At 66.5% G+C, this 21,538-nt stretch carries 23 protein-coding genes; 11 read left to right on the top strand and 12 right to left on the bottom strand.

Features of this window, described 5'->3' with window-relative positions; genetic code table 11:
* Positions 1 to 3: 3 nt before the first annotated feature.
* From pyrF to purB, 3 genes are all read right to left on the bottom strand, one after another.
* The gene (pyrF, locus tag KYN89_RS14300) at positions 4 to 678 is read right to left on the bottom strand and encodes an orotidine-5'-phosphate decarboxylase (RefSeq protein ID WP_054523838.1); all 675 of its coding nucleotides are present in this window, start codon (positions 676 to 678) and stop codon (positions 4 to 6) included.
* Positions 675 to 1,157 (bottom strand): LapA family protein, encoded by a 483-nt coding sequence (locus KYN89_RS14295; RefSeq protein ID WP_222825781.1) that lies wholly within the window; start codon positions 1,155 to 1,157, stop codon positions 675 to 677. The genes pyrF and KYN89_RS14295 overlap by 4 nt, the downstream gene beginning before the upstream one ends.
* Before the next feature lie 113 nt (positions 1,158 to 1,270).
* Positions 1,271 to 2,587 (bottom strand): adenylosuccinate lyase, encoded by a 1,317-nt coding sequence (gene purB / locus KYN89_RS14290; RefSeq protein ID WP_197635740.1) that lies wholly within the window; start codon positions 2,585 to 2,587, stop codon positions 1,271 to 1,273.
* A gap of 177 nt (positions 2,588 to 2,764) precedes the next feature.
* On the opposite strand from purB, the gene KYN89_RS14285 reads away from it, so the two are divergent.
* On the top strand, positions 2,765 to 5,563 hold the full coding sequence (locus KYN89_RS14285) for a DUF3857 domain-containing protein (RefSeq protein WP_222825709.1): 2,799 nt from the start codon (positions 2,765 to 2,767) through the stop codon (positions 5,561 to 5,563).
* A gap of 20 nt (positions 5,564 to 5,583) precedes the next feature.
* On the opposite strand, the gene radC is transcribed toward KYN89_RS14285, so the two are convergent.
* Complete coding sequence (gene radC / locus KYN89_RS14280) at positions 5,584 to 6,294, bottom strand: RadC family protein (RefSeq protein WP_222825708.1); 711 nt, start codon at positions 6,292 to 6,294, stop codon at positions 5,584 to 5,586.
* Positions 6,295 to 6,373: 79 nt separating this feature from the next.
* Between radC and KYN89_RS14275 the strand changes: the two genes are divergently transcribed.
* The 9 genes from KYN89_RS14275 to KYN89_RS14235 all read left to right on the top strand — a co-directional run bounded on the left by KYN89_RS14275 (position 6,374) and on the right by KYN89_RS14235 (position 13,549).
* Complete coding sequence (locus tag KYN89_RS14275) at positions 6,374 to 9,664, top strand: intermembrane phospholipid transport protein YdbH family protein (RefSeq protein WP_222825707.1); 3,291 nt, start codon at positions 6,374 to 6,376, stop codon at positions 9,662 to 9,664.
* Positions 9,661 to 9,849, top strand: coding sequence for a YnbE family lipoprotein (locus tag KYN89_RS14270; RefSeq protein WP_054523843.1), 189 nt, complete (start codon positions 9,661 to 9,663; stop codon positions 9,847 to 9,849). The genes KYN89_RS14275 and KYN89_RS14270 overlap by 4 nt, the downstream gene beginning before the upstream one ends.
* A 27-nt stretch (positions 9,850 to 9,876) precedes the next feature.
* The gene (locus KYN89_RS14265) at positions 9,877 to 10,272 is read left to right on the top strand and encodes a YdbL family probable chaperone protein (protein ID WP_050775850.1); all 396 of its coding nucleotides are present in this window, start codon (positions 9,877 to 9,879) and stop codon (positions 10,270 to 10,272) included.
* A gap of 172 nt (positions 10,273 to 10,444) precedes the next feature.
* Complete coding sequence (locus KYN89_RS14260) at positions 10,445 to 10,792, top strand: AtpZ/AtpI family protein (protein WP_222825780.1); 348 nt, start codon at positions 10,445 to 10,447, stop codon at positions 10,790 to 10,792.
* 81 nt (positions 10,793 to 10,873) lie between these two features.
* A complete protein-coding gene (locus tag KYN89_RS14255) occupies positions 10,874 to 11,632 on the top strand; it encodes a F0F1 ATP synthase subunit A (protein ID WP_040378847.1) in 759 nt (252 codons plus the stop codon).
* Positions 11,633 to 11,674: 42 nt separating this feature from the next.
* Entirely contained in the window at positions 11,675 to 11,902 is a 228-nt protein-coding gene (locus tag KYN89_RS14250; RefSeq protein ID WP_010236656.1) for a F0F1 ATP synthase subunit C, read from the top strand.
* An 85-nt stretch (positions 11,903 to 11,987) separates the two neighbouring features.
* A complete protein-coding gene (locus KYN89_RS14245) occupies positions 11,988 to 12,482 on the top strand; it encodes a F0F1 ATP synthase subunit B family protein (RefSeq protein ID WP_010236658.1) in 495 nt (164 codons plus the stop codon).
* The gene (locus tag KYN89_RS14240) at positions 12,475 to 13,044 is read left to right on the top strand and encodes a F0F1 ATP synthase subunit B (protein ID WP_010236660.1); all 570 of its coding nucleotides are present in this window, start codon (positions 12,475 to 12,477) and stop codon (positions 13,042 to 13,044) included. The genes KYN89_RS14245 and KYN89_RS14240 overlap by 8 nt, the downstream gene beginning before the upstream one ends.
* 10 nt (positions 13,045 to 13,054) lie before the next feature.
* Entirely contained in the window at positions 13,055 to 13,549 is a 495-nt protein-coding gene (locus KYN89_RS14235; RefSeq protein ID WP_222825706.1) for a GNAT family N-acetyltransferase, read from the top strand.
* On the opposite strand, the gene KYN89_RS14230 is transcribed toward KYN89_RS14235, so the two are convergent.
* The 4 genes from KYN89_RS14230 to rpsA all read right to left on the bottom strand — a co-directional run bounded on the left by KYN89_RS14230 (position 13,546) and on the right by rpsA (position 16,951).
* Positions 13,546 to 13,887: a DOPA 4,5-dioxygenase family protein gene (locus KYN89_RS14230; RefSeq protein WP_222825705.1), complete on the bottom strand. Its 342-nt coding sequence runs from the start codon at positions 13,885 to 13,887 to the stop codon at positions 13,546 to 13,548. The genes KYN89_RS14235 and KYN89_RS14230 overlap by 4 nt on opposite strands.
* Complete coding sequence (gene gloB / locus KYN89_RS14225) at positions 13,887 to 14,642, bottom strand: hydroxyacylglutathione hydrolase (RefSeq protein ID WP_222825779.1); 756 nt, start codon at positions 14,640 to 14,642, stop codon at positions 13,887 to 13,889. Before gloB ends, KYN89_RS14230 begins: the two co-directional genes overlap by 1 nt.
* A 17-nt stretch (positions 14,643 to 14,659) precedes the next feature.
* Positions 14,660 to 15,106, bottom strand: a complete 447-nt coding sequence (locus KYN89_RS14220; protein WP_222825704.1) for a hypothetical protein — start codon at positions 15,104 to 15,106, stop codon at positions 14,660 to 14,662.
* A gap of 144 nt (positions 15,107 to 15,250) precedes the next feature.
* Positions 15,251 to 16,951 carry a 30S ribosomal protein S1 gene (gene rpsA / locus KYN89_RS14215; protein ID WP_010236673.1) on the bottom strand — a complete coding sequence of 567 codons (1,701 nt, stop codon included), beginning with the start codon at positions 16,949 to 16,951 and terminating at the stop codon, positions 15,251 to 15,253.
* Between the two features lie 342 nt (positions 16,952 to 17,293).
* On the opposite strand from rpsA, the gene KYN89_RS14210 reads away from it, so the two are divergent.
* Positions 17,294 to 18,067, top strand: a complete 774-nt coding sequence (locus KYN89_RS14210) for an EAL domain-containing protein (protein WP_248285305.1) — start codon at positions 17,294 to 17,296, stop codon at positions 18,065 to 18,067.
* Positions 18,068 to 18,071: 4 nt separating this feature from the next.
* On the opposite strand, the gene KYN89_RS14205 is transcribed toward KYN89_RS14210, so the two are convergent.
* The 4 genes from KYN89_RS14205 to aroA form a co-directional block, all read right to left on the bottom strand.
* Positions 18,072 to 18,701 carry a (d)CMP kinase gene (locus tag KYN89_RS14205; RefSeq protein WP_222825703.1) on the bottom strand — a complete coding sequence of 210 codons (630 nt, stop codon included), beginning with the start codon at positions 18,699 to 18,701 and terminating at the stop codon, positions 18,072 to 18,074.
* Positions 18,698 to 19,705 carry a proline iminopeptidase-family hydrolase gene (locus KYN89_RS14200; RefSeq protein ID WP_222825702.1) on the bottom strand — a complete coding sequence of 336 codons (1,008 nt, stop codon included), beginning with the start codon at positions 19,703 to 19,705 and terminating at the stop codon, positions 18,698 to 18,700. Before KYN89_RS14200 ends, KYN89_RS14205 begins: the two co-directional genes overlap by 4 nt.
* Positions 19,702 to 19,956 carry a CBU_0592 family membrane protein gene (locus tag KYN89_RS14195; RefSeq protein WP_222825701.1) on the bottom strand — a complete coding sequence of 85 codons (255 nt, stop codon included), beginning with the start codon at positions 19,954 to 19,956 and terminating at the stop codon, positions 19,702 to 19,704. Before KYN89_RS14195 ends, KYN89_RS14200 begins: the two co-directional genes overlap by 4 nt.
* A 108-nt stretch (positions 19,957 to 20,064) precedes the next feature.
* Positions 20,065 to 21,393, bottom strand: coding sequence for a 3-phosphoshikimate 1-carboxyvinyltransferase (gene aroA / locus KYN89_RS14190; RefSeq protein ID WP_222825700.1), 1,329 nt, complete (start codon positions 21,391 to 21,393; stop codon positions 20,065 to 20,067).
* Positions 21,394 to 21,538: the final 145 nt, after the last annotated feature.

Below are 21,538 nucleotides of genomic sequence, written 5' to 3'. Positions count from 1 at the left end.
GCTTCACAGCGTGCCTTCGATGGCCTTCGCTGCGGCGAGCGGATCGTCCGCCTTCGAAATCGGCCGCCCGATCACCAGCACGCTGGCGCCGTCATTGCGCGCGGCGCGCGGGGTGACGACGCGCTTCTGGTCGCCGACCGCGCTGCCCGCAGGGCGCAGGCCGGGGACGACGAAGAAGCCGTGCTTCCAGCGCCTGTGCACCTCGCCCACCTCGTGGCCCGAGCATACGATCCCGTCGAGCCCGGCGTCCTGCGCCAGATCGGCAAGGCGCAGCACCTGATCGTGCGCGCTGCCCGAAACGCCCGTGCGTTCCAGATCGCGCTCGTCGAGGCTGGTAAGCATGGTCACCGCGACCACCTTGGTATTCTCGCCCGCCGCCGCCTTGGCATCCTCCATCATTGCGCGCCCGCCGCCCGCGTGGACCGTGACGATCGCGGGTTCGAGCACGTGGATCGCCTGCATCGCGCCGGCGACCGTGTTGGGGATGTCGTGGAACTTGAGGTCGAGGAAGATCGGCAGACCGACCTGCGCGATCTCGTGCACCCCGTGGTGGCCGTGCGCGCAGAAGAATTCGAGTCCCAGCTTGAACCCGCCGACATGGCCCTTCACCTTTTCGGCGAGGGCACGCGCCGCGTCGATCCGCGGCAGGTCGAGGGCGAGATAGACCGGGTTGCTCACGAGCTGGCTGTCGTATCCTGTGTCGGTTTGCGATCATCCGTGGCGGGTGCATCGCCATGTGCCGTGTCGTCGGCGGTCAGGCGGGTTTCCTCTTCCGCCGGGGTCTCGTCAACCGTCGGCGTGGTGTTCACCGCTGCCGGGGCGGGAGCGGCAGCGGGATCGGTAGCGGGCGCGGGTTGCGGCTCGATGTGCGCTTCTTCCCGCCGCTCTGCCTCCTCGCGGTCGGATTCGCGTGCGGCGGCGGAGACGGAGCTGGCCTTGGCCGCGATCTCGAGGCTGCGGATCTTGCGATTGAGGCTCCAGATCACGCCGCGCGAATAGAGCCACACCGGCAGGAAGCCGATCAGGAAAGAGATGATGACCAGCGCGGGCACCTTGGTTTCCACAACCAGATTGTCCCAGATCGTCACTTCGACCGGGTTCCAGTTGGACCAGGAAAAGATGATCACCGCCACCAGCAGGATCACCCACACAATCATCCGCACGATTTGCACAGCACTTCCCCCCGTAATTCCGGTCAAGGCCCGGCCAGAGCGCAGCCTAGGCCGCGCGTCCCCATGCGTCCAGCGGCTGGTCAGCCCCTTTCGAAAGGCTAGTCGCCGTCGAACACCCGCGCGAAAATCGTATCGACATGTTTCAGGTGGTAGTCGAGGTCGAACAGCGCGGTGAGGTCATTTTCGGACAGGGCCTTCGAGACATCCTCATCCTGCTTGAGCAGGTCGAGCAGTTGCAGACGCCCGTCCGATTCCCACACCTTCATCGCGTTGCGCTGCACGATGGCGTAGGCATCCTCGCGGCTCACGCCGTTCTGGGTCAGCGCCAGCAGCACGCGCTGCGAGTGGATCAGGCCGCCCATCCGGTTCATGTTGGCCTCCATCCGCTCGGGGTAGACCAGCAGCTTGTCGACCACGCCGGTGAGGCGGGCGAGCGCGAAGTCGAGCGTGATGGTCGCGTCGGGGCCGATGAAACGCTCAACGCTGGAATGGCTGATGTCCCGCTCGTGCCACAGGGCGACGTTTTCGAGCGCGGGCATGGCGTAGGCGCGGATCATGCGCGCTTGGCCGGTCAGGTTCTCGGTCAGCACGGGGTTGCGCTTGTGCGGCATGGCCGACGAACCCTTCTGCCCCTTGGAGAAGAACTCTTCCGCCTCGAGCACTTCGGTGCGCTGGAGGTGGCGGATTTCCACCGCAAGCCGCTCGATCGACCCGGCGATCACCGCCAGCGTGGCGAAGTACATCGCGTGGCGATCGCGCGGGATGACCTGCGTGCTGACCGGCTCGGGCACGAGGCCCAGCTTGTCGGCCACATAAGCTTCGACCTGCGGATCGATATTGGCGAAAGTACCGACCGCGCCGCTGATTGCGCAGGTGGCGATCTCGGTGCGGGCATCCCACAGGCGCGCGCGGCACCGCTCGAACTCGGCATAGGCCTGCGCCAGCTTGAGGCCGAAGGTGACGGGCTCTGCGTGGATGCCATGGCTGCGGCCGATGGTGGGGGTGAACTTGTGCTCTTCCGCCCGGCGGCGCAGCGCGGCGAGCAGGTCGTCCATATCCGCCAGCAGAATGTCGGTCGCGCGGACCAGCTGCACGCTCAGCGTCGTGTCGAGCACGTCCGAACTGGTCATGCCCTGGTGCATGAAGCGCGCTTCCTCGCCGACATGTTCGGCCACCCAGGTCAGGAAGGCGATCACGTCGTGCTTGGTCACCGCCTCGATCGCGTCGATCGCGTCGACGTCGATCTCCGGGTTGGTTTCCCACCAGTTCCACAGCGCGTCGGCGGCGCTCTGCGGGACCACGCCCAGTTCGGCCAGCTTGCTGGTCGCGTGCGCCTCGATCTCGAACCAGATGCGATATTTCGCCTCCGGCTCCCACAGGGCGGTCATTTCGGGGCGGGCATAGCGGGGGACCATCGGGCGGCTCCGGTTGGAATGGCGGGGATCGACGCGCGGCTAAGATGCATCGGGTCCGAAGGCAAGCATCTCGGGTGCCAATGCGCGCCGGGACAGGCAGAAGCTTCGCCTTGCACGCGCCCGTGTGCCCTGTAAGTCTGCCGGGCCAAGGCAAGTACAGGGATCATCGGGGGACCAATGCGTTATTTTCACGTCGCTTATGCGACCGGGCTGATTGCGGCTGCCATCGCCATGCCGGCCCATGCGGGCGAGACGATTCTCTATGGCGATGAAGGCGCGTGGATCGATGTGGCCGATCTGCCATCTGCCGAAGATGGCCGGGGCCTGCCGCTGCGCCTGATGGAGTCGCAGACCCGGATGGAGGATGGCGTCGTCTCCAGCTACGGCGACATCGCCTTCGCGCTCGACAGCACCGAAGCGCTCGACGCGATGGGCACGATCTCGCTCGAATGGCTGCCCGACAAGGGCGATCTGACGGTCCACCGGGTCGAACTGGTGCGCGGGGACAAGGTGATCGACGTGCTTGCCGACGGCGCCCGGTTCGAGGTCCTGCGGCGCGAGGAAGGGCTGGAAAAGCGCATCCTCAACGGCGCGCTGACCGCCACCATGTCCATTCCCGGCGCGCAGATCGGCGATGTGCTGCGCTACAGCTTCACCACCACCACCGACGAGCAAGTGCTCGACGACGACATGGAATATGTGAACGTGGTGATGGCCAAGCCCGTGCCGCTCGCGGAAGGACGCATGATCCTGTCGTGGCCGGTGGACGAGAGTGTGCGCTGGGCGACCACCCGGGTCGACGCGCCGGTCGATGAGACGACGCGCGACGGGTACAGGTACGTGACCATCGCGGTGCCGGTGGCCGAACCGGCCGAGATTCCGGCAGACGCGCCGCCGCGCTTCCGCCTGCCGCCGCAGATTCGCGCGACCACGTTCGATAGCTATGCGCAGATTTCCGCCGACATCGCGCCGTTCTTCGCCACCGAAGGGACGATCGAACCGGGCAGTGCGCTGGCGGAGAAGATCGCCGAGATCGGCGCGCAGACCGCCGACAAGAAGGAGCGCGCTGCGCTCGCCACGCAATTCGTGCAGGACGAGGTCAGCTACCTGCTCAACGGCCTCAATGGCGGGAACTACATCCCCCAGAGCCCGGCGGAGACCTGGGAACTGCGCAGCGGAGACTGCAAGGCGAAATCGCTGCTGCTGCTCGCCATGCTGCGCGAGCTGGGGATCAGCGCGGAGGCGGTACTGGTGCAGAGCCAGACGGGCGATGCGCTGCCCGAGCAATTGCCCACGCTGACCAATTTCGACCACATGATCGTGCGCGCCGATATCGACGGCGTGCCCTACTGGCTCGACGGCACCAACGGCGGGTTGCGGGCGACCAATATGATCGAGGTCCCGCGCTTCCGCTATGCGCTGCCGCTGCGCGAAGGCGGGACGGACCTGCAGGAAATGGAGATGCGCCCGCAGGCCGTGCCCGACCAGACGGTGTCGATCAAAATCGACCAGTCGGCAGGGGTCGGGCTGCCCGCGATCTACGACGTGCGGATCGAGATTACCGGCGCGACCGCCCGCCAGTTCCAGGCGCTCTCCCTGATCGACGATCCCGCGCAGAAGAAGGACGCGCTCTACGGCACCGTCTCGACGATCCTTGGCGATCACCAGCCGGTCGACATGCAGCTCGCCTTCGATTCCGACAGCGGCATTGCCACCGTCACCGCGCATGGCCTCGTCACCTCGCCGTGGGATACGGACGCGCCCCGGGCCGAGCTCGACGTGCCGTATCAGGTGGCCGACAGCTTCGGTTTCGAGGTCGATCGCGCGCGCCCGGATATCGCCGACCTGCCGGTCAGCGTGCCCGGGCCGATCTACTTCCGCCGCGAGATCGAATGGCTGCTGCCCGAAGGGGAAACCGAGTTCCGCCTGCTCGGCAATCCGCAGATCGACGAGGTGATCGGCGGCACGCGGCTTTCCTCGCAGACAGAGCTGACCGCGCCGGTGCTGCAGATCACCGAGGAGGTGCAGAGCCTCGCGTGGGAATTCCCGGCCAGCGATCTGCCCGATGTGCGCCGTGCCAGCCTGCGGCTCAAGCGTAGCCTGCCGCGGCTGCGGGCGACCTCGCCCGTGCGCCGGGCGTGGGAATATCGCGGGGACGCGAGCGCCAGGCTCGAACCGATCGAGCGGATCTACACACAACTGGTCGCCGACGCGGACAGCGACGATACCAGCGCTCTGCTCAACCGCTTCAACTTCCGCTTCCGCACCGGCGATTTCGAGGGGGCGCTGGCCGATATAGACGCGGCGATCGCGCGCGATGCCTCGGCCGACAATTATCTGAGCCGGGGCGAGATTCACTACAATCTGGGCGATTTCGACGCCGCGCTGGCAGATCACGTCGCGGTGGCGGATATCGACCCCGACTATACGATCAACAGCCGCCGGATCGAACTGCTCGCGCTGCTGGGCCGGGCGGACGAGGCGGTCGCGCTGGTCGACGAGTTCGCCTACCTGTTCGAAGACCCCAAGAGCGAGGCGCAGCTGCGCTCCTACGCGCTGGGCTTTGCCGGACAGGCGCAGGAAGGGCTGGACCTGCTGCGCGACGAGCTGTCGATCGAGCCCGAGGATGCGGGCCTGCTGAATGGGGCCTGCTGGCACGCAGGGATCTTCGATCTTGTCACCGAAGGGACGCTGGAGACCTGCACCCGCGCTGTTGAAGAGGCGCAGAACAGCTCGGGCGCGATCGATAGCCGCGCGCTGGCGCTGTATCGCATGGGCCGCGCCGAAGAGGCGCTGCGCGACCTCGACGTGGCGCTTGCGCGTTCGCCGGGTCAGCACAGCTCGCGCTATCTGCGCGGGGTGGTGAAACGCTCGCTGGGCCGCGAGGCGGAAGCGCGCGAGGATATCGAATCGGCGCTGCATGCGGCACCGGGCATCGCCTCGCTCTACAGCCTGTGGGGCCTGCCGCCGAAATAGGCGTTTCGAGGGGGGAGGGGCTAGATCAGCCCCTTCGCCTTCAGGCTGACATAGCGGCCCTGGCCGATGATCACGTGGTCGTGCACCGCGATGCCGAGCAGCCGCCCGGCCTCCGCGATCTTCAGCGTCACCGCGATATCCGCGCGGCTGGGCTCCGGATTGCCGCTGGGGTGGTTGTGGACCAGGATCAGCGCCGCCGCGCCCAGATCGAGCCCCCGGCGGATCACCTCGCGCGGGTGGATCGACGCTTCGTCGATCGATCCGTCGCCCACGTGATGGTCTTGCACCAGCCGGTTCTTGGTATCGAGATAGAGCACCCGCACGCGCTCCACCGTAAGATGCGCCATATCGGTGGAAAGATAGTCGATCAGCGCGTGCCAGTTGGCGATCACGGGCCTGTCCACCACTTCGCTGCGCGCCATCCGCCGTGCCGCCAGCGCGACCGCTTTCAGCGCGGCAGCGCCCGCCTCGCCCATGCCCGGCGTCCTGGCGAGCGCAGCGGGTTCCGCCTCCAGCACCCGTGCCAGACTGCCGAACCGCGCCAGCAGCGCCTTGGCCAGCGGCTTGGTATCGCCCCGCCGGTTGGCGGCGAACAGCAGGTATTCGAGCACTTCGTAATCGGCCAGCGCCTCCGCCCCGCCGCTCAGCAGCCGCTTGCGCAAACGCTCGCGGTGGCCGGCCGCAGCGGGAACCTGTGCCGACCTCGCGAATTCGTCATCCACTTGCGCCATGCCCGCCCTATCCCGATAAGACCCCCAAGACGCGCAAGAGATGCCCGCTGGCGGCATGACGTGCAAGCGAGTGACCCGAATGGCGGACAGCGCAGAGGCAGATTTGGCCGCCGGTGAGGGCGAGGAGGGCGCACGCCCATCCTCCCGCTGGGCTCGCCTGCGACCCGGTCGCCGGGTCGGCTATACACTGATCGCCTTGGCCGCGCTGGTGGTGATCGCGCTGACGATCGCGTGGCTTTCGCGCGAGCGGATCGCGGATGATGTGATCCAGGGCCAGCTCGACCAGTATGATCTGCCCGCAACCTACGACATCGAATCGATCGGCCCCAACCGGCAGGTGTTGCGCAATATCGTGGTCGGCGATCCGGCAGACCCGGACCTGACCGTCGCGCGCGCGACCGTCGACCTGCGGGTGCGCCCGTGGGGCACGCGCTTCGGGCGCGTCACGCTCGAAAAACCGCGGTTCAAGGGCACGCTGGGCGAGGGCGGGATCAGCTTCGGGACGCTCGACCGGGTGCTCTTCCGCGATACCGGCGGGGAGGGCGGGCTGCCCGAACTCGATCTCAAGATTATCGACGGGCGCGCCCGCATCGGCGGGGCCTATGGCGACATCGCGCTGGGGCTGGTGGGCGAGGGGCGGCTCGATGGCGGATTCGCCGGACGTTACGACCTGCGGGCCGACGCGCTGGATTATGCGGGGTGCGGGCTCAGCAATGCACGCAGCAAGGGGCGCATCGGCGTCGATGGCGGCAAGCCGACCCTGCGCGGCCCGCTGCGCGTGGCCGAGATCGCGTGCGAAGACCCTGCTGTGCAAGTGGTCGACCTCAGCAGCCCGGTCACGCTGGTGGTGGACGACACGCTCGATGGTCTGGAAGTACAGGTCGACGGCAAGGTCGCGCGTCTTTCTGCCCCCAGCCTTGCCGCGGGTAGCAGCACGATCGAAGGCGCGCTTGCTCTGCGCGGCGGGCAGACCAGCCTGCACTACGACCTGCGGCTGGGCAATGCGCGCACCACCGGGCTCGCCGCGCGGTGGATCGGCGCGAAGGGCGTCGCGCGGCGCGGGCGCGATACCGGATGGCGGGTGCAGACCAGCCTTGCTGGCGAGGGGCTGTCACCCAGCGCCGACTGGCTGGCGCGGCTGCGCGACTGGCAGGTTGCGAGCAAGGACACGCTGGCAGCACCGCTGATCGCCCGCCTGCGCGAGGCATTGTCGCGGGAGGCACGGGGAAGCTCGCTGGCGGCCGAAGTCACGCTGACGACGAATGCGGACGGCTTCTCGCTCGGCGTGCCCACCGCCACGCTCGACGGGGCGAGCGGCGCGCGCATCCTCTCGCTCTCGCGCTTCGCGGTCCTGCCGACGCAAGGGGCGTTGCCGCGCGTTTCGGGTAATTTCACCACCGCCGGGCCGGGCATCCCGGTGATGCAGGGCCGGATGGAGCGCAGCGCCTCGGGGCGGCTGGTGTTCCAGCTGGCGATGGAGGAATACCGTGCGGGCGAGGCCCGGCTGGCGATCCCGCAGCTGGCGGTCGCGCAGGCACCCGGCGGCACGATCGGGCTGGCGGGCGCAATTCAGGCGAGCGGGCCGCTACCCGGCGGCTTCGCGCGTGGGCTCAGCCTGCCGATCAAGGGCTCCTATGATGGCAACAGGCTGGCGCTGTGGCCCGACTGCACGCGGGTGAGCTTCGGCCAGCTGGTCTACGCCAACCTCGCGCTCGACCAGCGCACGGTGACCCTGTGCCCCGCGAAGGGCCGGCCGATCCTGACCGCAGCGGGTGGCGCGGTGCAGCTGGCGGCGGGCGCGCCCAGCCTCGACCTGTCGGGCACGCTGGCAGACACGCCGATTGCGCTGAAGAGCGGCCCGGTGGGCTTTGCGCTGCCCGGGGAATTGTCCGCCCGCGCGCTCGACGTGACGCTGGGCAGCGGCGATGCCGCGCGGTTCCGGATCGACAATCTCAAGGCCCGGCTGGGGCGCGACATCGGCGGCACCTTCAGCGGCGCGGATATTGGGCTGGCCGCCGTGCCGCTCGATTTGAGGGATACGGCGGGCGAGTGGTCCTATCGCGATGGCGTGCTGGCGCTGACCGAAGGCTCCTTCCTGTTGCAGGACCGGGCCGATCCGCCGCGCTTCGAACCGCTGGCGGCGCGCGGTGCCCGCCTGCGCCTGCGCGACAACCGGATCGTCGCCGAGGCGGGCCTGCGCGAACCCGAATCGGACCAGCTGGTGACCAACGTCACGGTCGAACACGATCTCTCCTCGGGCTCCGGCTTCGCCTATCTCGACGTGCCCGGCATCCGCTTCGGCAAGGATCTGCAGCCCGACGATCTGACCCGGCTCGCCTTCGGGGTGATCGCGCAGACCGAAGGGGCGGTGACCGGTTCGGGCAAGATCGAGTGGGGCGCGGATGGCGTGACCAGCACCGGGCAGTTCTCTTCCGACGGGCTCGACTTCGCGGCCGCCTTCGGCCCGGTCAAAGGCGCGTCGGGCACGATCCGCTTCGACGATCTGCTCGGCCTGACCACCGCGCCCGACCAGCGAATCACCGTCGGCTCGGTCAATCCGGGGATCGCGGTCGAGGGCGGCACGGTGCAGTTCGGGGTGCGCGAGGGCCAGCTGATCGCGGTCGCGGGGGCCAGCGCGCCGTTCCTCGGCGGTACGATCACCCTGCGCAATCTGGATATCAATATCGGGGCGCAGGAAGAGCGCGCCTACGTGTTCGACATCACCGGGCTTGACGCGGCGCGGCTGGTCGAGCGGCTGGAGCTGGGCAATGTCAACGCGACCGGCATCTTCGACGGGTCGATCACCGTGCTGTTCGATGCTCAGGGCAACGGGCGGATCGTCGATGGCACGCTGGTGTCGCGCCCGCCGGGCGGCAATGTCGCCTATGTCGGCGAACTGACTTACGAAGACCTGACCCCGATCGCCAATTTCGCCTTCCAGGCATTGCGCTCGCTCGATTACGAGCGGCTGGAGGTCGAGATCGAAGGCCCGCTGACCGGCGAGATCATCACCCGCCTGAACTTCACCGGGGTCGCGCAAGGGGCGGAGGCCGACAGCAACTTCCTGACCCGTCAGCTCGCCTCGCTGCCGATCGAGTTCCGGATCAACATTTCCGCGCCGTTCTTCGCGCTGATCCAGAACGTGCGGTCGTTCTTCGACCCCGCATTCATCCGCGATCCGCGCTCGCTCGGCCTGCTGAGCGACGACGGCGTGCGGCTGCGCCCCGCGATCACCGGCGAAGAGGTGCGCGCGGCGGACGAGGCGGCAGAGGAAGAGGCAGCACAGGAGGAGGCGGCGCGGGCAGCCGCGCAAGCCGGCAAGAAGCCCGAACGAACCATTCAGCACTCGGAAAGCGAGAAAAGGCCATGATACATGCGAAGATGAAGGGGCTCGGCCTGGTCTGCGGGCTTTGCCTGCTGGGCGGATGCGTGAATGTGAACGCACCTTCCGACAAGATCGTGATCGAGCTCAACATCAACATCCAGCAGGAGGTGATCTATCGCCTGGCTGCGGATGTTGAGGACAATATCGACGCCAATCCCGATATTTTCTAGCTCGGGATAACAGGGGTGAACGAGATGATGAAACGCACGAAGCTGATGCTGACCATTGCCGGCGGAGCGATCGGCCTGGCGCTGGCCAATCCGGCTGCGGCCATGTTCCAGCGCGATCCGGCCTATGAGCAGGCGCGCGCCAACGGCCAGGTGGGCGAGCGGATGGACGGTTTCCTCGGCGTGGTCGGCAACCAGCCGCAGGCGATCGTGGATCTGGTGTCGGACATCAATATCCGCCGCCGCGCCAATTATACCGAGCGCGCACGCTCGCAGAACGCCACGATCGACGCCTATGCGCTGACCCAAGGCTGCCTGCTGATCGCGCGGACCCAGCCGGGCGAGAAATATCAGGCACCCGACGGTTCGTGGAAGACGCGCACCAGCGCGCCGCCCGAACGCGACAGCCGCTGCCCGCCGATGTGATCGGCACGGTCCCTGCAGCAGGGGTCTGACACCGCTCCTCTGACGGGGACGTTTTGCCGCGCCGCGTCGGCTCCGGTTGACTTGCCAAAAACCCTTTTCTAAGGCGACCGCGCCCTCGGCGGGCAGGTGTTGCCCGTGCCGCATGATTCTCACTTTTATAGAGAGCCTTGGCATGAGCGACGATAAGTCCGCGCGAGAGCCCATACCTGAGGATGCGCGGATCGACGCGCTCGAGCAGCGGCTTAAGGCCGCACGCGAGCGAGAGGAGAAGCGCAGGCCCACGGAAAGTGCGCGAAAAGCCGATGCGGATTACCGTGCCGGCAATCGTGTGCTGGCGGATCTTCTGGGTGGGCTGCTTGGCGGTTCGGTGATCGGTTATGGCGTGGATGCGCTGGCCGGAACCTGGCCGTGGGGTCTGTTGGTCGGCCTGTTCCTCGGAATAGGCGTGGCTTTCAGGAATATGTTTCGAAATGCGGGCACCGGTGGCGGTGCCGGCAGCAAACCTTCTGACGAAGGCTGATTTTTCCAAGCCGCCGCGATTGAGCGGTAAGAGACGCGAACAGGATTTCAGGTGGCCGGCGAAGAAGGCAAAATCGACCCGATGTACCAGTTCACCATCAAGCCGCTCTTCGGATCGGCTCAGTGGGAAGTGGCTGGCGTCAACATCGCATTCACCAACAGCGCGCTGTGGATGATGATCGCGACCATCGTGCTCATCCTGTTCGTGCGCGCGGGTACCAAGCAGGACCTGATTCCGGGTCGCTGGCAGATGGCGGTGGAAAGCCTGACCGGCTTCATCGAGAATATGGTGGAAGCCAATATCGGCAAGGAGGGGCGCAAATACGTGCCCTACGTGTTTACCCTGTTCACCTTCATCCTGTTTGCAAACCTGCTCGGCCTGATGCCGCTGGGGATCGTCGGGATCCACCCGTTCACCTTCACCAGCCACTTCACGGTCACCGGCATACTCGCCATTCTCAGCTTCTCGATCGTGCTTGCGGTCGGTTTCTGGAAGCACGGCCTCAAGTTCTTCGGCCTGTTCGTGCCGCACGGCACGCCGCTGCTGATGACGCCGCTGATCGCGCCGATCGAGTTTATCTCGTTCATGGTCCGCCCCTTCAGCCTCGCGCTGCGTCTGTTCGTCGCGATGATGGCCGGGCACCTTCTGCTTGAAGTTCTCGCCAGCTTCGTCGTCTCCGGCGGGCTTGGCGGCGTCGGCACGGGCCTGATCGTCAGCCTGCCCAGCATGCTGCTGATGATCGCGATCTGCGCCCTGGAAATCCTGGTCGCAGGCATTCAGGCCTATGTTTTCGCGCTGTTGACCTCGCTGTATATCAACGACGCCGAACACCTTCACTGATCCCCTTTCAACACACGCATATTTTACCAAGGAGTATTCGAAATGGACGCAGAAGCCGCAAAGCTGCTCGGAGCCGGTCTCGCCGCAATCGGTTGCGGTCTCGCCGCGCTGGGTGTGGGTAACGTCTTCGCCTCGTTCCTCGATGGCGCGCTGCGCAATCCGGGTGCCGCCGACGGCCAGCAGGGCCGCCTGTTCATCGGTTTCGCCGGTGCGGAACTTCTCGGCCTGCTCGCGTTCGTCATCGCGATCATCCTCACCTTCGTGGCCTGAGGAAACCGATCGATATCTGAAAGGGCCGGGCGCGTCCCGGCCCTTGTATCGAACGTCCTCCACCTCCCACGCCGGATAGAGCAACATGCCCCAGATCGACCAATTGGCCGAAACCTTCTCCAGCCAGGCCTTCTGGCTGCTGGTGTTTTTTGGCATCTCCTTCTTCGTCGTCGGACGCGGAATGGTGCCCAAGGTCTCGGGCACGATGGAGCGGCGTAGCAAGCAGATCGCCGACGATATCGCAGCGGCGCAGGCCGCCCGCGATCAGGCGGACCAGGAAGAAGAAGCCTGGCGCGTGCGCGAGAACGAAAATCGCGCGCGGGCGCAAGCCCTGATTGCCGAGGCCAAGGCCGAAGCTGCCGCCAAGTCCGAGAAGAAGATCGCCGCCGCGCAAAAGCGGCTCGACAAGAAGCTCGAAGAGGCGGACCAGGAACTGGCCGCTGCCCGGGCCCAGGCTATGGGCGAGATCGAAGCGGTCGCGACCGATGCGGCGCAGGACATCGTGGCCCGGATCGCCGGCATCACGGTGACCAAGCCCGCAGCCGGCAAGGCCGTGAAGGAAGCGATGGCACATGGCTGAATCTACCGAAATCTTCACCACGCAAGAGCCCGTCGAATATACCGAGGCGGCGCATGGCGGTGACGCTGCGCATGCCGAACCCACCCTGCTGGGCCTCCAGCCCTTCCAGTGGGTCTCGGTCGCGATGCTGCTGCTGATCCTGGTGGCGATCCTGCGCCTCAAGGCGCACAAGAGCATCACCGCCGGGCTCGACAGCCGGATCGCCGCGATCCGCGAAGAGCTGGACGAGGCCAAGCGCCTGCGCGCCGAAGCCGAGACGCTGCGTGACGAATATGCCGCCAAGATCGCCAATGCGGAGAGCGATGCCGAGGCGATGCTCGACAATGCACGGGCCGAAGCGGAGTCGATTCTGGAACGTGCCGAGGAAGACAGCAAGGAGCTGGTCGAACGGCGCAAGCGCATGGCGCAGGACAAGATCTCCGCTGCCGAGCGTGAGGCCGTAGCCGAAGTGCGTGCCAAGGCCGCTGCCGCTGCTGCCGCAGCCAGCCGCAGCCTGATCGGCGAGAAGCTGGACGCGGATGCGGACCGCAAGCTCGCCGACGACATGATCGCCGGGATCTGATTTCCCGGCCATGACGGCGCTATCGCCCGACAGAATCGTCGTTCGTCGCGACGATCTGACGGGCGAAGCGACCCGTTCCCTCATCGAATTGCACCTGCGGGGGATGCACGCGCAGTCCCCGCCCGAAGCCGTATTCGCGCTCGACCTGAGCGGCCTGACCCGGCCCAATGTGGAAGTCTGGTCCGCCTGGCTCGGTGACGCAATCGCCGGTGTCGGCGCGCTGCGGCTGCTCCCCGATGGAACGGGCGAGATCAAGTCGATGCGGACCCATCCCGATTTTCTGAAGCGCGGGGTCGCGGACGCCATTTTGGCTTCGATCGTCTCCCGCGCACAGGAACTGGGCCTGCACCGCCTCTCGCTGGAAACCGGCAGCGGTGCGGCTTTCGAGCCCGCGATCCGCTTCTACCGCGCTCGCGGCTTTGTGCCGGGTGCGGCCTTCGGCGACTATGTGAAAAGCGACTTCAACCAGTTCTTCCACCGCGACCTCGCCGCGCCTCGAGGCTAACCGAAGATCGACAGGTCGAGCGGTTCGGATTGGCCGAACCAGATCACATGGCGCGAGTGATCGGCTAGATCGTCCCCGCTCAGGCCATGCGCGAACACGGTCAGGTCGCCACGCGCGCTCGGCGCCCAGCGCACGAATTGTCCGAACTGTTCGGGGCTGAGTGTCAGCTGGCAGCTTCCACGCGGATGCGGGCCGACCGGTCGCGCGTGGAAATGCCCCACGCTGCATCCGAACCGGGCCTTCGCACGCGCCGCGAACTCCTGTGCCGCCGCCAGCTCGTGCGGGTCGAAATAGATGTGCACGTGGAAGCCGCGGAGCGCGACTTCAGGCCCGTCCATCAGAAGCTGTCCTTCGCCGCGCGCAGCTTGGCAAAGGTATCCGCCGGGCTCTCTCCGCCCCAGCGCGCCTGCATCTCCGGTGCATCGGCACGCAGGAAGGGATTGGTCTTCAGCTCGCGCGAGAGGACCGTGGGCACGGTCGGCTCGTCCTTCGCGCGCTTCGCATCGATCTCCTGCACATAGGCCTGCAGCGCCGCGTTCTCCGGATCGGCGTGCAGCGCGAACTTCGCATTGGCTGCGGTGTACTCATGCGCGCAGTAGAGCGTGGTTTCGGGCGGCAGCGCCTTGATCCGTGCAAGGCTGTCCCAGAACTGCTGCGGCTCGCCTTCGAACATCCGCCCGCAGCCCAGCGCGAACACGCTGTCACCCACGAAGGCGATGCCGTCCGCAGGCAGGTGGAAGGCGATATGGCCGTTGGTGTGGCCCGATACGTCGATCACCTGCGCCGTGTGCTCGCCCAAGGTCACCGCATCGCCATGCGCCACCACACGGTCGATAGGGGAGAGCTTGTCGACTTCCTGCGGCGCGATCACCTGCGCGCCCGTTGCCTCGACGATGGCCTTGTTCCCGCCGGCGTGGTCGGGGTGCCAGTGGGTGTTCCAGATGTGGCTGATCCGCCAGCCCTTGGCTTCGGCCTGCCTGAGGTATGCCGCGCCATCGGGCGTGTCGATCGCGGCGGTCTGGCCGCTGTCGGGATCGTGCAGCAGGAAGCCGTAATTGTCGCTGAGGCAGGGGAACTGGTGGATCTCGAGCAGGGGGACTTCTCCGCTGGTTAGTAGACCGACACATCGAGCCGCGCAGGCTCGCCGTCACGGGTATAGACGTCGACCGCGACCAGCACGTTCCCGTCGACGATCTTGCGCGCCGAAGCCTCGGTCATGTTGCCATTGGCGACCATGTCCTCGATCCGGTCGCGATTGGCGGCGGAGGCGAACAGCGGGTCGTCCTGGTCGGCATCCTGCCGCACATCGCGCTCGTGGTAGTTGGCCCGGTCCTGTTGCAGCACCTGCCACGCCTGATCCAGCCGCGCGCCCGAGGCGCTGGTGTGGTCCGGCCCGTAGAGAAACGCCTTGTACTGCCCTGCCAGCTTGAGCGGGGCGCGGGTGGGCTCGGCAGCGGCTTCGTTGGCATCATCCGGCTGCGGGACGGCGGCTTCGTCGGTGCAGGCCGCGCTGGCGAGCAGCAGGGCGGTACAGGTAAGGAATCTCATCTTCGGCATGCGCGCGACGCTATGAGCGCGCGCGGCCCGATACAAGGGCACTGGCGCGCATGGTGGCAGGCTTGCCGGGGATACGAAAAGGCCCGCCGCTCCGGTTGGGGAGGGCGGGCCGTTTCAAAGGTCACGCGTCAAGCGTGGCGGAGCTTAGTCCTGCTTCTTGAGCGCTTCGCCCAGGATGTCGCCCAGCGAGGCGCCGCTGTCGGCCGAACCGTACTGCTGCACCGCCTGCTTCTCTTCGGCGATCTGGTACGCCTTGATCGAGAAGGTCGGCTTCTTGCTGCGGTCGAACCCGGTGACCATCGCGTCGATCTTCTGGCCCGCCTGGAAGCGATCCGGACGCTGTTCGTCGCGGTCGCGGCCGAGGTCCGAACGCTTGATGAAGCCGGTCGCGCCGTCTTCGCCAACCTGCACTTCGAGGCCGCCATCGCGGACTTCGAGAACGGTGACGGTGACGGTTTCGCCGCGACGCAGCGAACCACCGGCGGCGGCTTCGGTCGGCGCACCCTTTTCGAGCTGCTTCATGCCCAGGCTGATGCGTTCCTTGTCGATGTCGACGTCGAGAACGATCGCCTTGACCTCTTCACCCTTGCGGTGAAGCGCCAGCGCGTCTTCGCCCGAGATGCCCCACGCGATGTCGGACATGTGGACCATGCCGTCGACGTCGCCCGGCAGGCCGATGAACAGGCCGAATTCGGTGGCGTTCTTGACTTCGCCTTCGACTTCGCTGCCGATCGGGTGCGCTTCGGCGAACTCTTCCCACGGGTTGCGCTGGGCCTGCTTGAGGCCGAGCGAGATGCGGCGCTTTTCGGAATCGACTTCCAGCACCATGACTTCGACTTCCTGCGAGGTCGAAACGATCTTGCCCGGGTGGACGTTCTTCTTGGTCCAGCTCATTTCCGAAACGTGGACCAGGCCTTCGATGCCCGGCTCGACTTCGACGAAGGCGCCGTATTCGGTGATGTTGGTCACCTGGCCCGTCAGCTTCATGCCGACCGGGTACTTGGCGGCGACGCCATCCCACGGATCGCTTTCGAGCTGCTTCATGCCGAGGCTGATGCGCTGCGTTTCGGCATTGATGCGGATGATCTGCACGGTCACGGTCTGGCCGATCTCGATCACTTCGCTGGGGTGGTTGACCCGCTTGTAGCTCATGTCGGTGACGTGGAGCAGGCCGTCGATGCCGCCCAGATCAACGAACGCACCGTAATCGGTGATGTTCTTGACCACACCGTCGACCACCTGGCCTTCGGCCAGATCGCTGATCAGTTCGCTGCGCTGTTCGGCGCGGGTTTCTTCAAGCACCGCACGACGCGAGACGACGATGTTGCCGCGGCGGCGATCCATCTTGAGGATCTGGAAGGGCTGGGGCTGGTCCATCAGCGGGGTGACGTCGCGCACGGGGCGGATGTCGACCTGCGAACCGGGGAGGAAGGCCACGGCGCCGTCGAGATCGACGGTGAAGCCGCCCTTGACGCGGCCGAAGATGCGGCCTTCGACGCGCTTGCCTTCGCCGAATTCGTTTTCGAGGCGATCCCACGCGGCTTCGCGGCGGGCGCGGTCGCGGCTGAGCATCGCTTCGCCGTCGGCATTTTCGACGCGGTCGACATAGACCTCGACTTCGCTGCCGACTTCGAGGCCGTGCTCGTCTTCGTTGCGCATGAATTCGCGCAGGTCGACGCGGCCTTCGCTCTTCAGGCCGACATCGATCATCGCCATGCCGTTTTCGATGGCGGTGACGGTGCCCTTGACGACGCGGCCTTCGAAGCCGCCATCATCGGCATCGCCGAGCTGTTCGTTAAGTAGCGCTTCGAAATCGTCGCGCGTCGGGTTGGCTGCAGTTGCCATAGGGATGAGGTTCCTAGTTCACTTTTGCTACCGGCCACCGGTTGTCCGGGGTCTTTACCCGTCTGCCTGCACACCATTGCGCGGGCCGTACGGGGCAAGAGGGCCGTGTTCCGCGCGAGGCCGTATGCCACCGCGCGGGTCCGTCGAATCCATGAGAATGCGAGAACGGCGGGCAGGTACGCGCGAACCGCGGAAAATGCAAGCAAATTGGAGGCTTTGCGTGCCGGGCGGCAATCGGCTTCATTGCGGGCCTGTTTCAAGCCGTCCGCAAAGATTTGTCGTTTTTACAATCCGTTATCACCTTGCTCTTACTGGTTCGAGGGTAAAGGAAAGGAATTGCCGATGGGTGGCTGTTCGCAGTGCAGATCGCCGCAGCACGAATTCGCCATCGCGATGGCGTTCCAGCCGATCGTCGATTGCGAGACGGGCTCCGTGTTCGCATATGAGGCGCTGGTGCGCGGCGAGAACGGCGAGAGTGCTGCCTCGGTCCTCTCGCAGGTGGACGACGAAACGCGCTACGCCTTCGATCAGCAATGTCGCGTGACAGCGATCGAGGACGCGGTGAAAGCGGGCATTCTCGACACCGATGCCAGGCTGTCGATCAACTTCCTGCCCAACGCGGTCTATTCGCCGCTCGCCTGTATCCAGCTGACCCTGGCGACCGCGCGGGCGTGCGACCTGCCGACCGATCGCCTGCTGTTCGAGCTGACCGAGAACGAGCGGATGGATGATACCGAGCATGTGCGGAACATCGTCGAGAGTTACAAAAGCATGGGCTTCAGCACCGCGATCGACGATTTCGGGGCGGGCCACGCGGGGCTGGGCCTGCTGGCGAAGATCCAGACCGATTATCTCAAGCTCGACATGGAGCTGATCCGGTCGATCGACAGCTCGGTATCGCGCCGGGTGATCGTCGAGGGGATCGTGCGCATTGCCAAAAGGCTGGGCATCACGGTGGTCGCGGAGGGGATCGAAACCATCGAGGAGTGGACCACGCTGAGGCTTCTGGGCATCCGCTATTGCCAGGGATATCTGTTCGCAAAGCCGGGCTTGCGCACGCTGCCGCCGGTGCATTGGCCGACCCCGCTAGAGCCTCTGAAGAGCGCCGCGGCCTGACCGGCTAGCGGGTCTTTCCTCGCGCCTGTTCGACCGCTTCGATGGCGGCGGCGATGGCGGCGTCCTTGCCGAGTGCGGTGGTGTCGAGAACGAAGGCGTCGGGCGCGGGCTTCAGCGGAGCATCCTTACGGTTCATATCGCGCTCGTCACGGCGTTCGATCTGCGCGTGGATTTCCTCGCGCGTGATCTCGCGACCTTGGGACTGCATCTCGGCAAAGCGCCGGTCCGCACGCGCGTCGAGCGAGGCGGTGACGAACAGCTTAACATCTGCATCGGGGCAGATCACCGTGCCGATATCGCGCCCGTCGAGCACCGCGCCGCCGGCCTGCTGCGCGAAAGCCCGCTGGCGTTCGAGCAGCGCCGCGCGCACCTGCGGGTGGATCGAGACGCGACTGGCAAAACCGCCGATCGCCTCGCTGCGCAGTTCCGGATCGGACAGCAGCGCGTCGGGGAAGTCCGCCGCCGCCAGAGCATCCGCTGCGCTGTCAGGGTTCGTCCCGGCAAGCTGCACTTGCCGCCCGACCGCGCGGTAGAGCAGACCGGTATCGAGATACGGCAGGCCGAAATACGCGGCGATGGCCCTGGCAAGAGTGCCCTTGCCGCTGGCGGTGGGTCCGTCGACGGCGACGATCACGGCGCGTCGTGCCTCGCCAGCCAGGCCCGAAGGATCGCCTCGCTCTCCATCGGCCGGTCGGTGAAGAAGCCGTGCGCGGCCCCGGGGACCACGCCGAATTCGGCACCCGGCGTCATCGCTACATAATCCTGCACGGTGTCGATCCGCGCCTCGTCGTACTGGCCGATCAGGAACAGCGTGCGCGAACCGTCGATCTGCGCGAGCAATGGAACCGCGTCATAGGTCTTGAGCGAACCCTTGGAGCGAAACTCGCTCGGCCCCCACATCGCGTTGTAGATCACCGGGTTAAAGCCCTGTCCGCCGATCCTTTCGGAATAGGCGCGCAGCGCGGCAGTCGCCGGTTCGCGGCGGTTGAATTCGGCGTAGAACGCATCGGTTGCGGCGGCGCATTGCTCCGCAGGCGGGGGCGCATCGGTCTCGCATGCGGCGATGGTCTGCTGGACGCTTTCGGGCAGGTCTTCGAGCAGGATGTTGGCGTCCGCGATCCAACGCTCGGTATTGATGTATGTCCCGCCGAGCACGGTGGAAGCGACATGCTGCGGATACTTCGCGGCATATTCCAGCGCGATCGCGGAACCCCAGCTGTGACCGACCACGTGCCAGCGCTCGACGCCGAGCGTCCGGCGGATTGTCTCCAGTTCCTCGACGAACCGCTCGACCCGCCAGTTGGCCGGGTCGTTCGGATGGTCGGACTTCCCGCTGTCGAGCTGGTCGTAGAGGATCACAGCGCGCTCGTCCGCCAGCCCCAGCATCGAGGCGAGGCCGTTATGCGTGCCGCCGGGGCCGCCGTGGAGGAACACCACTGGTGGTGCTGCGTCGAGATCGCCGTTGACGCGCACGTATACGTTGCCGCCTTCTACCGGGACCATCAGCTCGCGCTCGGGCGCGGCATAGGCTTCGGCGCTGGCGTGAGCCGGGGCGGGGGCGGGTGCTGCCTCGGGCGGAGGAAGCGTTGCGCACCCCGACAGGGCGAGTGCGGCGGCGACGAGGATGGTGCGGATCATGGCTGCTTCGCGGCCTTCTTCTCACGGATCGCCTTGGCGATGCCCCAGATTGCGATCGCGGCCCAGAAGCCTTCGAGTACGAGGCTGGGCCAGTTGGTGTGCACCAAGAGGCTGACCGTCAGCAGCGCCGCGCCTGCCAGGTTGGTGCCGTGGAGGATGAACGGGTTTGGCGCCTTGCTCGACGTCAGATAGGCATAGGCACCGATGATGCAGGCCATCCCGACGAAGCCGATTAGCGAGTAAATATCCATTGTCACCTTATCCCTCTCCCCGCACGGGGAGAGGATACGAAGGCTTGGCGCGAACAGCGCCTGGCCGGAGTTGGAGAGAAGGCTGCTTGGGAGCGAGCTCGAACGCGATCACCGAGTCACCTCGTCGAGCAGTGCCATGAAATTGGGGAAGCTGGTTGCGATGGGGCTGGTGTCGTCCACCTCCACCCCGTCGCGGCTGACAAGCCCCGCCACCGCCATGCTCATCGCGATGCGGTGATCGAGATGGGTCTTTACCCGCGCATTGGCACTGCCGCGCAGCGGTTCGCCGCCGGTGCCCTGGATCGTCAGCCCGTCTTCACGCTCTTCCACCCGCGCGCCGGTCGTCTCCAGCGCGGCGGCCATGGTGGCGAGGCGGTCGCTTTCCTTGACCCGCAGTTCTTCGAGCCCGCGGGTGACCGTGGTGCCCTGTGCCAATGCGGCGGCGACGAACAGCACGGGGAATTCGTCGATCATGCTCGGCGCAACGGCCGGATCGACCTCGATCCCGGTCAGCGTGGCGTGCCGCACGCGCAGGTCCGCGACGGGCTCTCCGCCGACCTCGCGCGCGTCGATGTCCTCGATATTCGCGCCCATCTGCCGCAGCACGTCGACCAGCCCGGCGCGGGTCGGGTTCATGCCGACATTGCGGATCGTAAGGTCGCTGCCCTCGACCAGCGTGGCGGCGACCATGAAGAATGCAGCGGAAGAAGGATCGCCCGGCACGGTGAGCGTTTGCGGGCGCAGGTCGACCTGCCCGGTCAGGCGAATCACACGCGCGCCGTTGTCTTCGCCAATCTCCAGCTCAGCGCCGAAGCCGCGCAGCATGCGTTCGGAGTGGTCGCGGGTCGGCACCGGCTCGATCACCGAGGTGACGCCCGGCGTGTTGAGCCCGGCGAGCAGCACCGCGCTCTTCACCTGTGCGCTCGCGACGGGCAGGCGGTAGGCGATCGGCACGGCAGGATGCGCGCCTTCCAGCATCAGCGGCATCGTGCCGTCGGGGCTAGGAGTGAAGCGCGCGCCCATCTGGCTCAGCGGATCGATCACGCGGCCCATCGGGCGTTTGGACAGGCTCGCATCGCCGGTGAAGGTCACGGCGATCCCGTGGCTCGCGACCAGCCCCATGAGCAGGCGGGCCGAGGTGCCGCTATTGCCGCAGTCGATCGCCGCCTCGGGTTGCAGCAATCCGCCGACGCCGACGCCGTGGACGTGCCAGGTTGCATCCTCGTCGCGGTGAACATCCGCGCCCATCGCCCGCATCGCGGCGGCAGTCGCCAGCACGTCCTCGCCTTCGAGCAGGCCGGAAACGCGGGTTTCGCCCACGGCCATCGCGCCCAGGATCAGGGAGCGATGGCTGATCGACTTGTCGCCGGGCACCGCGATGCTCCCGCGCAAGGGGCCGGCAGGGCTGAAGCGATGGGAGGCAGCGGTGTCATTCATGCGCGGGCGGCTTTGACACCGGCATTGGTGCATGGCAAGGCGCGCGCCATTCTTGATTCGGGGCGGTGGCGGCCCCAAGTCAGCCTTCACGGAAATTCACATCGGCGCGCGCGAAGATGGCAGCGCCCGCAACAAGGACATCTCT

This window comes from Alteriqipengyuania abyssalis (genome assembly GCF_019857185.1).
Lineage (GTDB): Bacteria > Pseudomonadota > Alphaproteobacteria > Sphingomonadales > Sphingomonadaceae > Alteriqipengyuania > Alteriqipengyuania abyssalis.
This window is presented reverse-complemented; position numbering and strand designations above follow the sequence as displayed.